Origin of the sequence: Sphingobium mellinum (assembly GCF_037860795.1) — a bacterium.
Taxonomy (GTDB): domain Bacteria; phylum Pseudomonadota; class Alphaproteobacteria; order Sphingomonadales; family Sphingomonadaceae; genus Sphingobium; species Sphingobium mellinum.
Genome location: NZ_JBANRK010000022.1, coordinates 1 through 17316, shown reverse-complemented (window position 1 = coordinate 17316; position 17316 = coordinate 1). Strand labels below are relative to the sequence as shown.

Genomic DNA, 17316 nt, shown 5'->3' with positions numbered 1-17316 from the left:
CATGGTCGAGAAAATCCGCCACCAGCTATTCCTGCCGAAACCGGTAAGCGACCGCCTCGAGGCGTTGGCCGCAAAGCCGGGCACGTCGAAATCGGCGATCCTGACCAACGCGGTCACCGCTTGGCTAAACCGGCGCGGCGCGTCCGAACTGGAGGATCGCTTCGGCATCCGGCTTGATCGCCTCACCACCGCTATCGGGCGGCTTGAACGCGACGGACATATCCAGCTCGAAACGCTGGCACTGTTCGTCCGATATGAGCTGGCGGTCCAAGCCCCGCTCGCCGAGAACGATGATGCTGGCCGCGCCATCGCCGCCAAGCGGTTCGATGCCTTCATCGCCCAGGTCGGCCGGCAGATCGCCGCTGGACGGCGGACGATCGCCGACGGGTTCGGCGGCGCGGCGGAGTCCGGCCGGTGAGCGCCGGTATCTCCGCAGACCGGCGGCGCGGGATGCTGCGCACGGCGATGGGGCCGGCGATCGCCGAAGCACTGGCCGATGCCCGTGTCATCGAGATCATGGTCAATCCTGACGGCGCGCTGCGCCTCGACCGACTTGGCGAGGGCCGCACCGACACGGGCGTGCGGATGGACGCCGCGCAGGTCGAGCGGATCATCCGCCTCGTCGCTTCCCATGCTAGGGCCGAGGTTCACGGTGACGCACCGATCGTCTCGGCCGAACTGCCACCGCATATCGAGGGACGCGCTGGGGAGCGGTTCGAAGGCGTGCTGCCGCCCGTATCGACCGCACCCTGCTTCTCGATCCGCAAGCCCGCCGAGCGTCTCTACAGCCTCGACGACTATGTCGCTGACGGCATCATGGCGCCGGCCGCTGCCGACCGGCTGAAGGCCTGCGTCACCCAGCGCTACAACATTCTGGTCGCCGGCGGCACCAGCTCGGGAAAGACCACGCTCGCCAATGCGCTGCTCGCCGAAATGGCCTGGGTCGATGAGCGCGTCATCCTGATCGAGGACACGCGCGAGCTGCAAAGTCCCGCCGCCGACACCGTGGCTCTCCGCACGCGACCGGGCGTCGTCACGATGGCCGATCTCGTCCGCTCGACGCTGCGCCTGCGCCCCGACCGCATCATCGTCGGAGAGGTGCGCGGTCCCGAAGCGCTCGACATGCTCAAGGCTTGGAACACCGGCCATCCCGGCGGCATCGCCACCGTCCACGCCAATAGCGCGCTCTCCGCGCTCTACCGGATCGAGGGTCTCGTCCAGGAGGCGGTGGTCACGGTCCCGCGCCGGCTGATCGCCGAGGCGATCGACATCATCGTCTTCATCTCCGGACGCGGCCTCCAGCGCCGCATCTCGCAGATCGAGCGTGTCGCCGGGCTAGATCCCGACACCGGCGCCTACGCGCTCGCCGACTTCCTCTCGCCCCTCAACCCCCAAGGAGAATGACCATGCAACTTGCCAAGATTCCGTCTCGCGGATCGACCTTCCTCGTCGGCGCGGCCATCGGCCTGACCCTTGCCATAGCCCCCGCCGCGGAGGCGGCGGGATCAGGTATGCCGTGGGAGCAACCGCTCCAGCAGGTGCTGGAATCAGTCCAGGGTCCGGTCGCGAAGATCGTCGCCGTCATCGTGATCATCGTCACCGGCCTGACGCTGGCATTCGGCGAGAGCAGCGGCGGCTTCCGGCGCCTCATCCAGATCGTCTTCGGCCTGTCGATCGCTTTCGCGGCGTCGAGCTTCTTCCTCAGCTTCTTCAGCTTCGGCGGTGGGGCGCTGATCGCGTGATTGGCGCCGGCCAACATCTCGAAGGGTTCGAGGCTCCCATCCACGGGAGCCTCGGATCACCGATCCTACTCGGCGGCGCACCGCGCGGGCTCGCGATCGTCAACGGAACGCTGGCCGCCGCCGTCGGCCTCGGCCTCCAGCAATGGATCGCCGGTCTCGTGCTCTGGGCGGTCGGCCACAGCATCGCCGTCTTCGCCGCGCGCCGCGACCCGGACTTCGCACCCGTGATGATCCGTCATCTCCGCCAGAAAGGCTATTTCGCGTGCTGAATCTCGCCGAATATCGTCACCGGCCCGACCGGTTGGCGGACCATATCCCATGGGCGGCCCTCGTCGCGCCGGGCATCGTCCTCAACAAGGACGGGAGCTTCCAGCGGACGCTGCGCTTCCGAGGACCCGACCTGGAATCCGCGACCGAGGGCGAGCTGATCTCGGCCTGTGCTCGGGCCAACAATGTGCTCAAGCGGTTCGGGACGGGCTGGGCGCTGTTCTTCGAGGCCGAACGTCGCGAGGCATCTGCCTACCCCGACAGCGAGTTTCCGGACGCCGCGTCCTGGCTGGTCGACCAGGAACGCCGCGCCGCCTTCCTTGGCGAAGACGAGCACTATGAAAGCCGCTACCATCTTACACTGACCTGGCTGCCCACGCCGGATAGCGCCGAGGCGGCCGGCCGTTCGCTGGTCGAGCGGCCCGATGCGGACAAGGGCCGCGACTGGCATGGAGCGCTGTCCAGCTTCGTCGCCGAAAGCGATCGCGCCCTGGATCTCTTCGCGAGCTTCATGCCCGAGGTCCGCGCGCTCGATGACTCCGAGACGCTCACCTTCCTGCATGGTACGATCTCCAATCGCCCGCATCATGTCGCGGTCCCGGAGACGCCGGTCTATCTGGACGCGTTGCTCGTCGATACGCCGCTGACCGGCGGGCTGGAGCCGCGGCTCGGCGGGACCCACCTTCGCACCCTTACCGTGCTTGGCTTCCCAAGCATGAGCCGGCCGGGAATCCTCGATGCGCTCAACCGTCAGGACTTCGGCTATCGCTGGGTCACGCGCTTTCTCGCGCTCGACAAAAGCGACGCCACCAAGGCGCTGACAAAGCTACGTCGGCAGTGGTTCAACAAGCGCAAGTCGATCACGGCGCTCCTGCGCGAGATCATGTACAACCAGCCATCGCAGCTGCTCGACACCGACGCCGACAACAAGGTGCTCGATGCCGACCTCGCGCTTCAGGTCCTGGGCGGCGACCATGTCGCGTTCGGCCAACTGACCACGACAATCACGGTCAGCGATAGTGATCGCGCCGGCGTCGAAGACAAGGTCAGGCGGGTCGAGCGGATCGTCAACGGGCTCGGCTTCACGACGATACGAGAAGGCGTCAATGCGGTCGAGGCGTGGCTGTCGTCGCTGCCCGGTCAGGTCTACGCGAACGTCCGACAGCCCCTGGTCCACACGCTGAACCTCGCGCATCTAATGCCGCTGTCGTCGGTCTGGGCCGGCCCTGTCCGCAACGCCCATCTCGACGGTCCTCCGTTGCTCCATGCCAGCACGGCAGGTTCGACGCCGTTCCGCCTGTCGACCCACGTCGGCGACGTCGGGCACATGCTGGTGGTCGGACCGACGGGCGCCGGCAAATCGGTGTTGCTCGCGCTGATTGCACTTCAGTTCCGGCGCTACCCCGGCTCCCAAGTCTATATCTTCGACAAGGGGTTTTCCGCACGGGCGGCCGTGCTGGCGATGGGCGGCGCACACCATGCGCTCGGACTCGGTGCCGATGCGGGTGAGACGCTGGCGTTCCAGCCTTTGCGCAGGATCGATGACACCACCGAGCGGAGCTGGGCGGCGGAATGGATCGCGGCGCTGCTCGCGCACGAAAAGGTCCTCGTCACGCCCGAGGTGAAGAATGCCGTCTGGTCGGCGCTCGGCAGCCTCGCTTCTGCGCCGCCCGAGGAACGCACCCTTACCGGGCTGACTCTGCTCCTCCAATCCAATGCGCTTCGGACCGCGCTCGGCGCCTACACGCTGGACGGCCCCTATGGACGGCTGCTCGACGCGGCCGAGCAGCATCTCGCCTTCGCCGATGTGCAGTGCTTCGAGACCGAGGAGCTAATGGGCCAGGCCGGCGTGGTGGCGCCCGTGCTGACCTATCTCTTCCACCGGCTGGAAGAGCGGTTCGATGGCCGGCCGACCCTGCTGGTACTCGACGAGGCCTGGATATTCCTCGACCATCCGCTGTTTGCAGCGCGCATCCGCGAATGGCTGAAGGTGCTGCGCAAGAAGAACGTCGCGGTGCTGTTCGCGACGCAGAGTCTCGCCGACATCGCATCGAGCAGCATTGCGCCCGCGATCATCGAGAGCTGCCCACAGCGTATCCTGCTGCCCAATGATCGCGCGATCGAGCCGCAAAGCCGCGAAGCCTATGAGCGGTTCGGACTGAACGATCGCCAGATCGAACTGGTCAGCCGCGCCATACCAAAGCGGCAATATTACCTGCAGTCGGCGCGCGGCAATCGGCTCTTCGAGCTAGGGCTGGGGCCGATCGCGCTGGCGCTCTGCGGTGCCTCCAACCCGGCCACCCAAGCGCGGATCGACGCGATGATCGCCGACGGCGGCAAGGCGGATTTCGCTGCGCGCTTCCTCGTCGATGCTGGTTTCGACTGGGTAGCTGAGTTGCTTCGAGGACATCCGCACAAAGCCAACGTCTGAAAAGCGCGCTGGCGGCTAAGTACCCCTCTCTGCATCGTCCTGCCATCGAACCTGAGTATTCCGGCAGTAGCCGGCATTTGCTAAAAGAGCTTCTGACGCCGAAAATATAAAGGCTACAATAGGAGCCGACCCAATTGGCGGGACTAGCAGTCAATTGCTGCCCTTATACGAAGTATCGAAATGAGGTTTCGTCCGGATCCTGCTCGCCATATTCGTTTAGAATGCCGCCAACACGGCGAGCGAACGAAAGTGTCACGGGCCATTTCCCACGAATATCAGCCGTGTTCCAATTCATCCGCGTCAAGTTAAAGATATCGGTTGCGGCCGACAACGAGTCTTCGGGGCCGATCGAGCGCACCTCAAATGGCTGTGGGATATGCGGGCCAGGATAGGTCTCAATTTCAGGGATATAGCCAGATGTGTAAAGAAAAGTCCGCGCCCCGTTCACGGTGCAGATCGTGCCCACCTTGGGCGGATACATGCCGAAGCGCACAAGGCGAAAGGCGCTTGGGACCATTGTAACGAGGCTGACGATCGGGATGTCTCCGAGCGCCGCGCGGAATCCCCTAATCTCTGCATCGTCAAACTGGCTGGTCTTGTGAATCACAAGCCGAAGTGGCGATCGGCCAGTTCGCGACGCATATTCAGCAATTATGCGCTCTCCGAGTTCAAATGCCTGATCTTCAGACAGATGAACGTTCAGACGCTGGTCCGCTTCCGCCGGCACACCCGCTCCTCGGATCGCGAAACCCTCGCCCTCGCTCGAGAAAGCCTGGGCGAGGCTCGATTGTACAACGTGTCGCTGTTTTGTTCGATAATGATGGAAGCTGATCCCGACAAAGCAGGTCTCGGGACCAGGCGGACTTAAACGCCACGGAACGCCCCCCGCTTTATAATATAGGCCGACCGAGAAGTTCCAGGCGCGGGTGGCAGGATCCTCGCTCTTGGGTCCATCCTCCAGCAGTCGGGGCGTGACGATCTGGATCGGCAGCCGCGCCGCCAAAGCTTTGGCCTTCAGTGCGTGTCGCAAATCGCGCTTGAGGAAGTCATCCTCGCTTTCCTCGACTTCGTCGAGCAGGTCGAAAAAGTCGGTCTGCCGACTGGCACGCGCTTTTCGGATCGCTTTGGCCCGCTCGCGTTCGGCCTCGGTATTTTGCCGTTCGACCGTCCTACACTTATCGAGCACGCTTTGCGGAAGGCAAACTAGGACCACATCGGGTCGGTTGACATCGCGTCCGGCCAACCGCTGAAGCGCGATATCGTAGAGATCGACGACCGTCTGAAAACGCTGGAACGCATCGGTTCCCGCGAGAGCTTGCTCGAGCGGGTCGGTATGCGCTTCATTCAGAACGATGGTGAGATGCGCCGAAAAGACCAGCTTCTTCCGGAAAACCTCCGCAAAGCCTGGGAACGGTCGCCGCAGCGCCGTACCCTGTCCGAACGACGGTATCCCGGCCGCGCAGCGGGTCAACCATTTCTGCGCACTATCAACAACGTCCGCAGGGCCGATCACGCCAACATAGATCGCGTCCTTTCGCGCTGACCCAAACCGCAGATCAAAGGGGCCGGCACTGTCGAGGCCCGACTTGGGATCGGACGTCGATGCAGCGCCACCGAATTGCAAAGGCGGCGGGCGCAATTCGAAGAGCGAGAGCTCAGTCATCGTCGTTCGCCCGATCGGAAGCACTCACCGGCTCCGGCTCCCGAAGATCGTCCAGTTCGACCATGTCCGCCATCGCGGAAAGTTCTTCATCAAGCTCGTCGAGCTCATCGATATGATCGACTTGAATGCTCGCCAACTCATCCAGTGCATTGGAATTCAAGGACGCCGCGGGAAGCTGATTGCTGATCACGATATTGGGAGCGAACATTGATAGTTCATCCCGCACATCGGGCTGAAGCGAGAAAACCCCCTCTGCTTGATCCGCCAGCATAGCCTGCCAGAAGGCAAGGTCGTTATGGACGTTCGAATTGAAATCCTTTGCAGCCCGCCGTGTCGACAGGCTGTTGATGAGCTCGTTGCCGATCAGCCGACCGAAACCGTTCCGCGTAAAGGCGTAGCCGGGCGAGAGAATTATGCACCACTCGGAACCATAGGGAGCGACCGAAATCGAGAGAGCTTTGTGCTCATAGTAGGAGATGTCCCCGGTATCCCTCTTAGTCCTAGCCTTGACGACGGTTCTGGTGGCCCGCTTGTACCGGGCTTTGTATGTGATCCGACGTTCATGCTCCTCCTCGAAACGAGGGAAATGAGCACGCTTCCGCTTGAAATCGATCTGCATTCCGAGCGCGCGGCAATGTCCGAGCACGGCATCTACCAGGAGTTTGATCAGAATATTCTCGCCGTTGGGAAGCTCAATGAGTTCCTCGGGGGTGACCGTCTCGATATCGCCGGGATCGAACGGCGTCACTAGCGCGTCGGCGACGTCGTCGAGGTCATAGAGCGTATAGAAGCGACCATCTTGCACATGCCCGGGCGGCACCGGCAGATCGCCCGCCGACCGAAAGAGCCCCCCAGTGTACGTTGCAGTCGTTCCAGCATGCCAGATTCGATCTGGCATCGTATGGATAGGTAGAAGGTTCGTGGTGAAGCGCGTGACCTGCGATTCATCTGCGATAGCGGTATTCGTGATGTCGTCCACAGCCTCCGGGCGTGCCCGGATTTCAACGGCGAATGCCCTATTTTCGTCCCTTGGCCCGAAGTCCACGTCGCCATTATTGTTGATGGTCTCCTTCCACATGTCCGACAAACCGGACCCGGTGTGGTCCATCTGGCCGCCACCATAGAAGAGATCGGAGATGACGGGATTTCGGTAACCTTTGATGCTCCGCTGGCCGCTCTTAATGAGCGCCTGAAGTTCTTGATCGTAGATTTGAGCCGCAACCGTATCCACCAAGCCGCCTGGGCTCCGCGTGACAATCCGCTCCGGGGTCACGAGGATTTCGACCGGACCGGCACACGCATAGTCTCGGTGCACCAGCGCATTCACGATCATCTCCTTGAGCGCCAATGGGCTGTAGGAGCGAACCTGCCGCGACACCTCCTGCTTCAGACGAAACTGCCGATTGACGCGCGACAAAAGCTCGGTGAGTTGGTCGAGTTGCGACCACAGGTTGCCTCGGATTTCCACATCGACAAGACGGTCCCCTTCATCGGCCTCAGGCACGAGATCAATATCGTCCCCGAGGCATTGGCGGAGCCAGGTTACCGGGCCCTTGGCATGAAAGCGAACGAACGCGTTCGGCACTAGTGTGGAGGGATCATTCGCGAACAACAGCCAACCCGCCACGGTGGGAACGGTAGAACCGTCACGGGCCATGAGCAGGTTGAAAGTCGTTGCGATCCCGAGCGTCCATTCTTCCTGGTACGATTCCGGCGCCCAGTTGTTCAGAACTGCCGCATATTCGCGCAAGCGCGTGAAAAGCAGAACGCGGTCGACGCCGTCCAACGAACCACCGTCCATCGGACTCATATCCAGCGGCAGTTCGGTTGGCCGATAGCCATGGCTCCGACGGGTTGGCTGCGCGCCCTCGGCGACCAACCGATTGTATAATTCGATCTCGAAGAGATCATCAAAGCTCGAGATCGGTACCTTGGTGAAGTTGCCACCAATCGCTGACGCGAGTTCCGACACCATCGGCGGCATTGGCGCGTCGATCTCCCGATCCAGCACACACCAGTAGATACCGTGATAGAAATTGTTCGCGTAGCCAATGTTGTCGAGAAACAGGCCCCTCATCACCGAGGGCTCTGCGCCCCGATAGCCTACGACGATGATCGGGTGATCACGGAGCAGTGGGCGGACGCGCTCAACAATCTCGCTATCCATGTTCTGCACATCGACCGTCAGATTTTTGTCGGTCAGATGCTCAACCGAGCCATGGAGATAGACGAGTTGGGGGTTTTCCGGCGCAGAAGAAAAACGGACCAAGTCTGACGGCGTCTTGATGGCAACCAAATGGTGGGGACGTGTAACCAATACACGGGCGTTCTGGATGCATTCGTCAAAATTTGTCGTGAGAACGGTGGTGATCCAGCCTTGGTGGAGGATATTAGCAAGGCCCTTGTAGCCCCGGTTGGGGTGCACCGGCGGATGTATCATGTCCTCGAAGAAGACGCGCCGGTCATTTGCGACATTCAGCAAATGCTTGACCGCGTCCGGATACAGTTCCGCAAGATGAACATCGGCCGAAAACCAGGGCTGCGCGGCCAGCCAAGGCCAGTAATCAGCGCGGCGGACACTGGGGTCATTCGGCAGTCGATCATTGTCTAGACACCACCGCCATCTCGCGATTCTCTCGACGGCTTCGCCGGCAGCTGGAACTCCTGACGAAATTGACGCGCCCGCGCCAAGCAGAAGAACCGGATCAGGCTGCCCACGCAGCAGCGATCGAAGCCGGCCCGGCACCGCACGTTGAATTTCTGACGGGTTTATGCCGGATGTCGGCATTCTGACTGCCAAGACGAATATGCCCCACTGATGATCTAGCTAAGTGCGAACAAAAGCCGAACGGCAATCTGCGCGATTTGAGCGGAAAGGGGAAGCCCCAGTCTGCCATTCGACCGAAATATCGACGAAAACAGTCGTGCCCGATTTCAATATCAGGTGGCTTGAGGTCCGTGTCCCCCGAACAGCACCCAGCGTCACCAGATAGGTTCTGCCGCTTAAAGCCGAGTTGATCGAACTTGCAGACTTTCCCCAACCGAGGAGTCTGCCCGTGCGCAACTATCGCCACTTACCAACCCGCAAATATCTGATCGCAGGCGCGCTAGGCGTCGGTACCGCCGGTTCTCTTGCCGTGGCCCTGGCCATGACAAGCACGCCTGCCCGCGCGCAACTGACGGTGTTCGATCCGAGCAACTACAGCCAGAACATCCTGACGGCCGCCCGGACGCTCACCCAGATCAACAACCAGATCCAGTCGCTGCAGAACCAGGCGCGTAGCCTGCTCAACCAGGCGAAGAACCTGACCACGATCGATTTCCCCGAGCTGCAGGCGCTGACCCAGACGCTGCAACAGGTCGATCGGCTGATGGGACAAGCCCAGGGCATCCGGCTTCAGGTCTCCGGTATCGACCAGCAATTCCACCAGCTCTTCCCGCAGAGCTTCGGCCAGGCATTGCGGATGAACGACCAGGTCGTTGCCGCGCGCTCTCGCCTCGACACCGCGATGACCGCCTACCAGCACACGATGACCGTGCAGGCACAGGTCGCCGAAAACGTCGCGGCCGATGCCCAGACCTTGTCGTCGCTGGTCGCGAAGAGCCAAGGCGCCGAAGGATCCTTGCAGGCGCAACAAGCCACCAACCAGCTGCTCGCGCTCAGCGCCAAGCAGCAGTTCCAGATCCAGAACATGATGGCCGCCCAGTATCGCGCCGAGACGATCGAGCGCGCGCGGCAGGCGCAGGCGCAGATCGATGCGCAAGCGGCGACCAAGAAGTTCCTCGGTTCCGGCACTGCCTACACCCCCCAATAGGCGCGCCGGAGGGCGGCGACGGTTCGCCTCCCGTCGTCGTCCGCCGCGGGGCGGGGCTTCGCTCCCCCGGCCTCGCCCCGCGGCCTCGTTCACTTCGCCGAGGAACCAACAGCCGTGAATGATCTCAATGTCATCGACCGCTTCATGCAGGCGTTCATCACCTACATCGACGCCGGCTTCGGATTGCTCGGCGGTGACGTTCACTTCCTGACCGTGACGTTGATCGGCATCGACGTCACGCTGGCCGGACTCTTCTGGGCGATGGGTGGCGACGACAATGTGATCGGCCGCTTCCTCAAGAAGATCCTCTACATCGGCGCGTTCGCGTTCATCCTGAACAGCTTCTCGACGCTTGCCGACATCATCTTCCGCTCGTTCGCGCAGGCTGGCCTGACCGCAGGCGGCGGCACATTATCGGCAGCGGACCTCCTCAAGCCGGGCCGCCTCGCCGGCACGGGGTTCTCCGCCGCGTGGCCGCTGCTTCAGCAGGTGTCCGAGCTGACGGGCTTCGTCAGCTTCTTCGATAATTTCCTGACCATCGCCGTGCTGCTGTTCGCCTGGGCGATCGTGATCATCACCTTCTTCATCCTCGCGGTGCAGATGTTCGTCACGATCATCGAGTTCAAACTGACTTCGCTGGCCGGCTTCATCCTCGTGCCCTTCGCGCTCTGGAATCGGACCAGCTTCCTGGCCGAACGCGTCCTCGGCAACGTCGTGTCGTCGGGCATCAAGGTGATGGTGCTCGGGGTCATCGTCGGCATCGGATCGAACTTCTTCACCGAGTTCACGTCCGCGCTGCAGGGCCAAGAGCCCGATATCAACCAGGCACTGAGCCTGATGCTCGCCAGCCTCACCATGTTCGGTCTCGGCATTTTCGGTCCCAGCATTGCTTCGGGACTCGTCGCGGGCGCTCCGCAACTCGGGGCCGGTGCCGCGCTTGGAACGACCGTCGGCGCGGCGGGGATCACGATGCTTGCAGGCGGCGCAGCCATTGGCGGGGCGCGCGCACTTGGCGGCGCGGCACTCGGCGCGGTGCGGGCCGGAACCTCGATGGGGTCGGCAGCTTCGACCGCCTACACGCTGGGGAAGGAAACCGCGTCGTCACCGACGATGGCGGCTGGCCTTGGCGGCGTGGCGCGCGCCGCCGGCAATGCCGCCCGCGACCGTGCCTCGAGTGCGCTCGGCCTGGGCGAAGCCGCTTCGCAGGGTCGGGCTGCGGCCTGGAATGCCCTCAACCGCAGCGGCCGGGCCGAAGTAGGATCATCCGCCGAAGCCGACGGCACCCCGGCCTGGGCAAGAGCGATGCGTGGCCAGCAGACCGCCCGACATCACCGTCAGATCGCCGTGCACACCCTGCAGCAAGGCGATCGCGGCGGCGCCTCCGCCACCCCCGACATCAAGGAAAGGGACGACTGATGATCTTCAAACGCGCCGTCCAGCGTTACGGACAAACCCCGCAGCCGGAGACGCCGTACCAGCGTGCCGGCCAAGTCTGGGACGAGCGGATCGGTTCTGCTCGCGTGCAAGCGCGCAACTGGCGCCTGATGGCGTTTGGGTGCCTTGCCCTCTCCGGCGGTCTTTCGTCAGCTCTCGTTTGGCAGTCGGTGCAGAGCCGCATCACCCCCTATGTCGTGGAGGTCGACCGGCTCGGCGAGGCGCGCGCCGTCTCGGAAGCAGAAGCGGGCTACCATCCAACCGATCCGCAGATCGCATGGCACCTGTCGCGATTTATCGCGAACGTCCGCGGCCGATCGCTCGATCCGGTGCTGGTTCGCCAGGACTGGCTCGAAGCGTATGATTTCACCACCAAGCGCGGCGCGCAGTTTCTCGGCGACTATGCCCGAACCGCCGATCCGTTTGCCAATATCGGCGAGCGGACGGTGTCGGTTCAGGTGACGAGCGTGGTGCGCGCGTCCGACCGGTCCTTCCAAGTCAAATGGACCGAGACCGCCTACGAGCGCGGCGCGCAGTCGGGCACGCAGCGCTGGACGGCGATTCTGACCGTCGTGATGCGGGCACCTACCGATGCGGACACGCTCCGGAAGAACCCGCTTGGTGTCTATGTCGATGCGGTCGACTGGAGCCGGGAACTCGATCCTCCCGCGCAGTCGCGTCCGACACCGCCGCCTGCTGCCCGACCGCCTGTCCCGGCAGGCTTGCCGCTCGGCTCACCCCTCGATCCCAATCTCGCTGCTCCCACGCAGCCCGCCCAGGAGTCACGCCCATGAAGTTCATTCTCGCAGCGTCCGCCCTCGCGATCATCGCGACTTCAACGCAAGCCCAGACCACGACGTCTCAACCAGCACCGGTGTCCATTTCGGTTTCCAAGGCGTCGCCCGCGCCGAGGCAGCCAACTCGGCGAACGATCGCCCGCAAGCGCGTCAACCCGATGGTGGCGCGTGTCGCTGCGGCCAATCGCGCAGCCACGCTGGAGCCACAGGCACAGGGCTTCGTGAATGCGGTCCAGGTTTTCCCGTTCAGCGACGGCACGATCTACCAAGTCTACACCGCGCCCGGGGCCGTCACCGACATCGCCTTGCAGCCCGGCGAAAATCTTGTGGCGGTGGCGGCCGGCGATACAGTCCGGTGGGTCATCGGCGACACGACGAGCGGCACCAGCGCAGACAAGCGAACGCACATCCTGGTGAAGCCGTTTACCTCGGGCCTCGCTACCAATCTCGTTGTGACGACCGATCGGCGGAGCTACCACCTCCAACTCATCGCAACGTCGCGCACCGCCATGGCCGCCTTGTCATGGACATACCCAGCCGACCAGCTGATCGCCCTGCGCCGGGCCGCCGATCAGGCTGCGGCTGCGGGCCCGATCTCCGAAGGACTGGCGGTCGACAGCCTCCACTTCAACTATGCGATCAGTGGCGACGCACCCGCATGGCGTCCCCTTCGTGCGTTCGACGATGGCCGGCAGACCTTTGTCGAGTTCCCAGCCAGCATCGCCGTCGGCGACGCGCCACCACTGTTCGTCGTCGGGCCGACCGGCGAGGCAGAGCTGGTCAATTATCGTGTCCGCGACCGGTTCTACGTCGTCGACCGAATCTTCGACGCGGCCGAACTCAGGCTCGGCACCAGGAAGCAGCAGGTTGTCCGGATCGCGCGCATCGGTGAAGGCGCTCCCTCGCGAAAGGGGAAGCGCTCATGAGCGAGGAATCCATCTCTCCCGCCGCGAAGCTCGATCCCGAGACGCTGGCGATCCGGACGAAGCCCGCGCGCGCGATACGCTTCCGTCGCGGCGTTATCATCGCCGTCGCCGCGCTCGGATCCGTCAGCCTGGTCGTCGTGGCCTGGATCGCGCTGAAACCACGCGTCTTCAGCGCGGTCGCGGATCGCCAGGAATTATCGGAACCGAGCAATCGCCCTTCGACTGACGCTCTGAACGGCTTGCCCGCAACCTATGGCGATACCCCGAAGCTCGGCCCTCCGCTGCCCGGAGATCTGGGTCGGCCGATCCTCGAAAGCCAGCGCCGCATGGCAACGGAAACCGGCGTCGGCAATGATCCGTCGGGCCGGTCTCAGGCGCAAGAGCGGGAGCGGCAGCTGTCGGAGTTGAGGGCCGCTCGCCAATCCGGGGTGTTGGTGCAAGGCCGCACCGCCACGTCGCCGACAGTAGCAGCCGACGCCTCAGCGCCGCCGGTCGTCCCAACGCCAGAGACATCTGGCCCAGCTATCGATCCGGATCGGGACCCCAACGCTCAGGGGCGGAAGGCCCAGTTTGTCGGCACGCTCGATCGCTCCGGGGACATCAATCCGCACACGCTGACCGCGGCACCGTCGCCATACCTGCTTTCTGCGGGCAGCGTCATTTCGGCGAGCTTGATAACCGGCCTGCGGTCCGACCTGCCAGGGCTGGTCACGGCACAAGTCACCAGCCAGGTGTTCGACAGCCCAACCGGGCGCATCTTGCTCATACCGCAGGGATCACGGCTGGTCGGGAGCTACGATAGCGTCGTGGCGTTCGGCCAGAAGCGTGCACTGATCGTGTGGCAGCGCATAATGCTACCCGACGGCAGCTCGCTCAGGATCGACAATGTTCCAGCCACAGACGCGTCGGGCTATGCCGGCCTGCAGGACAAGGTCGATTTCCACACATGGGCGCTCCTCAAGGGCGTCGCGCTGTCCACGCTGCTCGGGGTGGGTTCGCAATTGACGATTACGGGTGAGAGCGACCTCGTCCAGGCGATCAGGGAATCGACCCAGCAGAATGTGTCGCGCGCCGGCGATCAGCTCACATCGCGCAATCTCAACATCCAGCCGACCATCACGATCCGGCCCGGAGCGACCGTCCGGCTGGTCGTCTACAAGGATCTCATTCTCGCACCCTGGCGAGAGAAGGAGCGCTGAAATGGCTGACCTCAGACTGCCCCAGCTTCCCGATCGCAATCCGGTCAAGCTCAGCATCGCTGTGATGCCGGACCTTCATCAGGCTTTGAGCGACTATGCCGCGCTTTACGCTCGGACCTACGGCCGCGACGAGCCAGTCACCGAGTTGATTCCCGCCATGCTCGCTGCCTTCCTCGAAAGTGACAGGAGCTTTGCGCGAAACAGGACGAAGCTGTGATTTATGGCGCACAGCACTGATCGCCAGGCCGACGCCGTCCTCATCGAGCCTCTGACAGTCCGCATCTCCACGGCGGTCCAGCTCACCGGTATCAGCCGCTCGCGTCTCTATGAGCTGATCCAGTCCGGTGAGCTGAAAACCGTGAAGGTGGGTCGATCCACGCTTATCCCGTACAAAAGCCTGAAAGCCCTGACCGGCGTCTAGCCTGGCGTGCCCCTACCTTTGCCGAAGTTCGGCCGCAGGATTTTCGCGCCGTCCCGCAACTGGTCGAGATAATCTGACCAGTGCTGCATCATGCGGACGCGTTCATCCCAGTATTCACCGCGGGTGTAAGCACGGCGCACCATTGAGGTGTCGAGGTGGGCGAGCTGCTTCTCGATGGCGTCCGGGTTCCAGATGCCCATCTCGTTGAGCAGGGTCGCCGCCATGGCCCGGAAGCCGTGCGCCGTCATTTCTTCCTGGCTGTAGCCCAGCCGGCGCAGTGCCGCGTTGATGGTGTTTTCCGACATGCACTGGCGAGGCGACCGGAATGACGGGAAAAGATACCTTCCATCGCCGGTCAGGGGGTGAAGTTCTTCCAGTAGCGCCAGCGCCTGTCGCGACAGCGATACGCGATGCGGCCGGCGCATCTTCATCTTTTCCGCCGGGAGCGACCAGATGGCGGTTCGCGTATCTATTTCCTCCCACTCCGCCTTGCGCAACTCGCCCGGCCGGACGAACAGGTGGGGTGATAGCCGCAGAGCGATCGCGGTGATTTCGTGGCCCGTATAACCGTCGATTGCGCGCAGGAGCCCGCCTGCCTCCTTGGGAGTCGTGATCGCGGCAAGGTGCTGGACCTTCGGGGTGATGAGCGCGCCGCGCAGGTCGGCAGCGACATCGCGATCGGCCCGAGCAGTCGCGATTGCGTAACGGAACACCCGACTGAGCACGCTGCGCATCCGGCGCGCACTTTCGTAGCGACCGGTCGCCTCCACCTTGCGCAGGACGGCCAAAACTTCCTGCGGCGATATTTTCGTAATCGGAAGGCTGCCGATCATCGGATACGCCATGCCGAGGAGCCAACGAATCTTGTCGAGCGTGATCGGCGCGCGACCCTCCCGCTCGTTCTTCGCCAACCATTCTTCAGCGATCGTCTTGAATGTGTTGTCAGCGGCCACCTTGCGCGCGAGGGTTTCGATCCTCTTCTCGGCAGCGGGATCGAGGCCGGCCGCGATCTGCTCCCGCGCCTTGTCGCGCTGCTGGCGCGCCATGGCGATTCCCACCTCAGGCCAAGCGCCGAAATAGAGGGTCTTCTGCCGACCGAGGTGTCGGTAGTTCATGCGCCAGAGTTTCGCACCGTTCGTCTGGACGACGAGGTACAGCCCATCGGAGTCGGCCACCTTGTAGGCCTTGTCTCTGGGCTTGGCGTTGGTGATCTGGATGTGATTCAGTGCCATGATGGTGCCAGCTCCAAAGGGCTCGCCGACACCATCAAAAACACCATCATTTTGATGGTGCTGCCGATGGATTCGGGTGGATGAGCCCGGATTCCATTCGGCGATTTTCACTGAAAATATGCTGTAAAACCAGCCGCTTGCTGGACCTTCCCGGACGTTCCCGGAAAGGCCGTTGGTGCCCAGAACCAACACCAGCATCGCCCAGCCGGCGTGGATTGCCGCCGCGCCGGGCGACCTGCTTCATGATCTCTGAGCGCAGCCTTGAGCCACGCGGTGGGCGGGCGCTGTCGCGCCGCGAACGCCCGACGCGGGGCTCGAAGGAATCGTCATCCTGTGCCATCATCCAGGATATGGCGAGAGAGGCCCGGCGGCCTCAAGTATCTCGCGCAAAAGTCACGCTTTTCCGCGGCTTTGCGAGGAAACAGTGCCGGTTCGATCTCCCCCACGAGACAGGCCGTCTCCAGCAAAAAGGATGTGCAGACAAGGGCTTGCCCGGGCAGATGCGACGAAGCGTGCCGGCCTTTATCTTGCGCGCATCTCCTAACCCGGCACCATCCTCCTTTCGGACGCTGGTGGACATTCCCCCGCCTGCACCTGACAAACAGAGAGTCAAACTGTAGCGGACGATCAATTCCCCTCCTGGAGACGCAATCATGCTGCCCGCCCGTACCTACAGCATCACCATCAAGAGCGATTGGCAGGCGCTTTACGAGATGATCTGGCACCCGGAATTCTTCCCCAAATGGGCATCGGGGCTGGCCGAATCCGACCTTCGAAAGGAGGGCGATATGTGGCTGGCGGATGGTGCCGACGGCCCAGTCCGTATTCGGTTCACGCCCCAGAACAGCTATGGCGTGATGGATCATTTTGTCGATGTGGGGGACGGCCAGGAAGTCCATGTGCCGCTGCGCGTCGTCCAGAATGGCGACGGCGCGGAGGTGATGCTGACGCTATTTCGCCAGCCCGATATGGATGATGAGCGGTTCGCGGCCGACATCAAATGGATCAACCGCGACCTCAAGGCCCTGAAAGCGCTGGTCGAGGGTTAGGCAGCCTTGGCGAGGGTCTCGATGCGGCTTTCGCATGCCTCGCGGACGAGATTTTGCAGCAGCGCGACGCGCTGCGCGATCCAGTCCAGCTCTTCCTCGGTGATCCGGTAGGCACGCGAATATCTGGCCTTAATGTAAGCATCCCGCAGCAGGGAATAGCAGCGCTTCTCGAACCGGGTTTCGCGCGGCCAGACGGTTTTGAGCGACGGCTCCAGTTCCTCGGCCAGATCGCGCAGCCGGTTTAAATTATGGCTTTTGGGCGATTATGCCGATCCACGAACTATGCTGATAGGGTGCAGCTTTCCCATCGTCACCAACGCGTTAGCGGCTATCGGCGCGG

Annotated in this window: 16 protein-coding genes; 13 read left to right on the top strand and 3 right to left on the bottom strand. The window is 63.0% G+C overall.

Annotated elements, in window-relative coordinates:
* Position 1: 1 nt before the first annotated feature.
* From AAC640_RS16265 to trbE, 5 genes are read left to right on the top strand one after another with little or no spacing between them, the layout of a single operon-like run.
* Entirely contained in the window at positions 2–418 is a 417-nt protein-coding gene (locus AAC640_RS16265; RefSeq protein WP_340268151.1) for a CopG family transcriptional regulator, read from the top strand.
* A complete protein-coding gene (gene trbB, locus AAC640_RS16260; RefSeq protein ID WP_340268149.1) occupies positions 415–1404 on the top strand; it encodes a P-type conjugative transfer ATPase TrbB in 990 nt (329 codons plus the stop codon). The genes AAC640_RS16265 and trbB overlap by 4 nt, the downstream gene beginning before the upstream one ends.
* A gap of 2 nt (positions 1405–1406) precedes the next feature.
* On the top strand, positions 1407–1742 hold the full coding sequence (locus AAC640_RS16255) for a TrbC/VirB2 family type IV secretion system protein (RefSeq protein WP_459113012.1): 336 nt from the start codon (positions 1407–1409) through the stop codon (positions 1740–1742).
* On the top strand, positions 1739–2011 hold the full coding sequence (locus AAC640_RS16250; RefSeq protein WP_340268145.1) for a VirB3 family type IV secretion system protein: 273 nt from the start codon (positions 1739–1741) through the stop codon (positions 2009–2011). The genes AAC640_RS16255 and AAC640_RS16250 overlap by 4 nt, the downstream gene beginning before the upstream one ends.
* Entirely contained in the window at positions 2005–4440 is a 2436-nt protein-coding gene (trbE, locus tag AAC640_RS16245) for a conjugal transfer protein TrbE (RefSeq protein ID WP_340268143.1), read from the top strand. The genes AAC640_RS16250 and trbE overlap by 7 nt, the downstream gene beginning before the upstream one ends.
* A gap of 163 nt (positions 4441–4603) precedes the next feature.
* Here trbE and AAC640_RS16240 read toward each other — a convergent pair whose 3' ends face one another.
* Both AAC640_RS16240 and AAC640_RS16235 read right to left on the bottom strand, forming a co-directional pair.
* Positions 4604–5953: an argonaute/piwi family protein gene (locus tag AAC640_RS16240; RefSeq protein WP_340268141.1), complete on the bottom strand. Its 1350-nt coding sequence runs from the start codon at positions 5951–5953 to the stop codon at positions 4604–4606.
* A gap of 142 nt (positions 5954–6095) precedes the next feature.
* The gene (locus AAC640_RS16235; protein WP_340268139.1) at positions 6096–8891 is read right to left on the bottom strand and encodes an SIR2 family protein; all 2796 of its coding nucleotides are present in this window, start codon (positions 8889–8891) and stop codon (positions 6096–6098) included.
* Positions 8892–9159: 268 nt separating this feature from the next.
* On the opposite strand from AAC640_RS16235, the gene trbJ reads away from it, so the two are divergent.
* The 7 genes from trbJ to AAC640_RS16200 all read left to right on the top strand — a co-directional run bounded on the left by trbJ (position 9160) and on the right by AAC640_RS16200 (position 14695).
* Complete coding sequence (gene trbJ / locus AAC640_RS16230) at positions 9160–9918, top strand: P-type conjugative transfer protein TrbJ (RefSeq protein WP_340268137.1); 759 nt, start codon at positions 9160–9162, stop codon at positions 9916–9918.
* Positions 9919–10032: 114 nt separating this feature from the next.
* The gene (gene trbL, locus AAC640_RS16225; protein ID WP_340268135.1) at positions 10033–11334 is read left to right on the top strand and encodes a P-type conjugative transfer protein TrbL; all 1302 of its coding nucleotides are present in this window, start codon (positions 10033–10035) and stop codon (positions 11332–11334) included.
* Positions 11334–12146, top strand: a complete 813-nt coding sequence (gene trbF / locus AAC640_RS16220; protein ID WP_340268133.1) for a conjugal transfer protein TrbF — start codon at positions 11334–11336, stop codon at positions 12144–12146. The genes trbL and trbF overlap by 1 nt, the downstream gene beginning before the upstream one ends.
* Positions 12143–13075 carry a P-type conjugative transfer protein TrbG gene (gene trbG, locus AAC640_RS16215; protein WP_340268131.1) on the top strand — a complete coding sequence of 311 codons (933 nt, stop codon included), beginning with the start codon at positions 12143–12145 and terminating at the stop codon, positions 13073–13075. The genes trbF and trbG overlap by 4 nt, the downstream gene beginning before the upstream one ends.
* Positions 13072–14274, top strand: coding sequence for a TraB/TrbI/VirB10 family type IV secretion system protein (locus AAC640_RS16210; protein WP_340268129.1), 1203 nt, complete (start codon positions 13072–13074; stop codon positions 14272–14274). The genes trbG and AAC640_RS16210 overlap by 4 nt, the downstream gene beginning before the upstream one ends.
* 1 nt (position 14275) lies before the next feature.
* Positions 14276–14491, top strand: a complete 216-nt coding sequence (locus tag AAC640_RS16205) for a DUF2274 domain-containing protein (protein WP_340268127.1) — start codon at positions 14276–14278, stop codon at positions 14489–14491.
* Positions 14492–14494: 3 nt separating this feature from the next.
* A complete protein-coding gene (locus tag AAC640_RS16200; RefSeq protein WP_340268125.1) occupies positions 14495–14695 on the top strand; it encodes a helix-turn-helix domain-containing protein in 201 nt (66 codons plus the stop codon).
* On the opposite strand, the gene AAC640_RS16195 is transcribed toward AAC640_RS16200, so the two are convergent.
* Positions 14692–15927, bottom strand: coding sequence for a tyrosine-type recombinase/integrase (locus tag AAC640_RS16195; RefSeq protein ID WP_340268197.1), 1236 nt, complete (start codon positions 15925–15927; stop codon positions 14692–14694). The two genes, AAC640_RS16200 and AAC640_RS16195, sit on opposite strands and share 4 nt — an antisense overlap.
* A 653-nt stretch (positions 15928–16580) precedes the next feature.
* Here AAC640_RS16195 and AAC640_RS16190 point away from each other — a divergent pair.
* Positions 16581–16976 carry a polyketide cyclase gene (locus AAC640_RS16190; protein ID WP_340268123.1) on the top strand — a complete coding sequence of 132 codons (396 nt, stop codon included), beginning with the start codon at positions 16581–16583 and terminating at the stop codon, positions 16974–16976.
* Positions 16977–17316 lie beyond the last annotated feature (340 nt).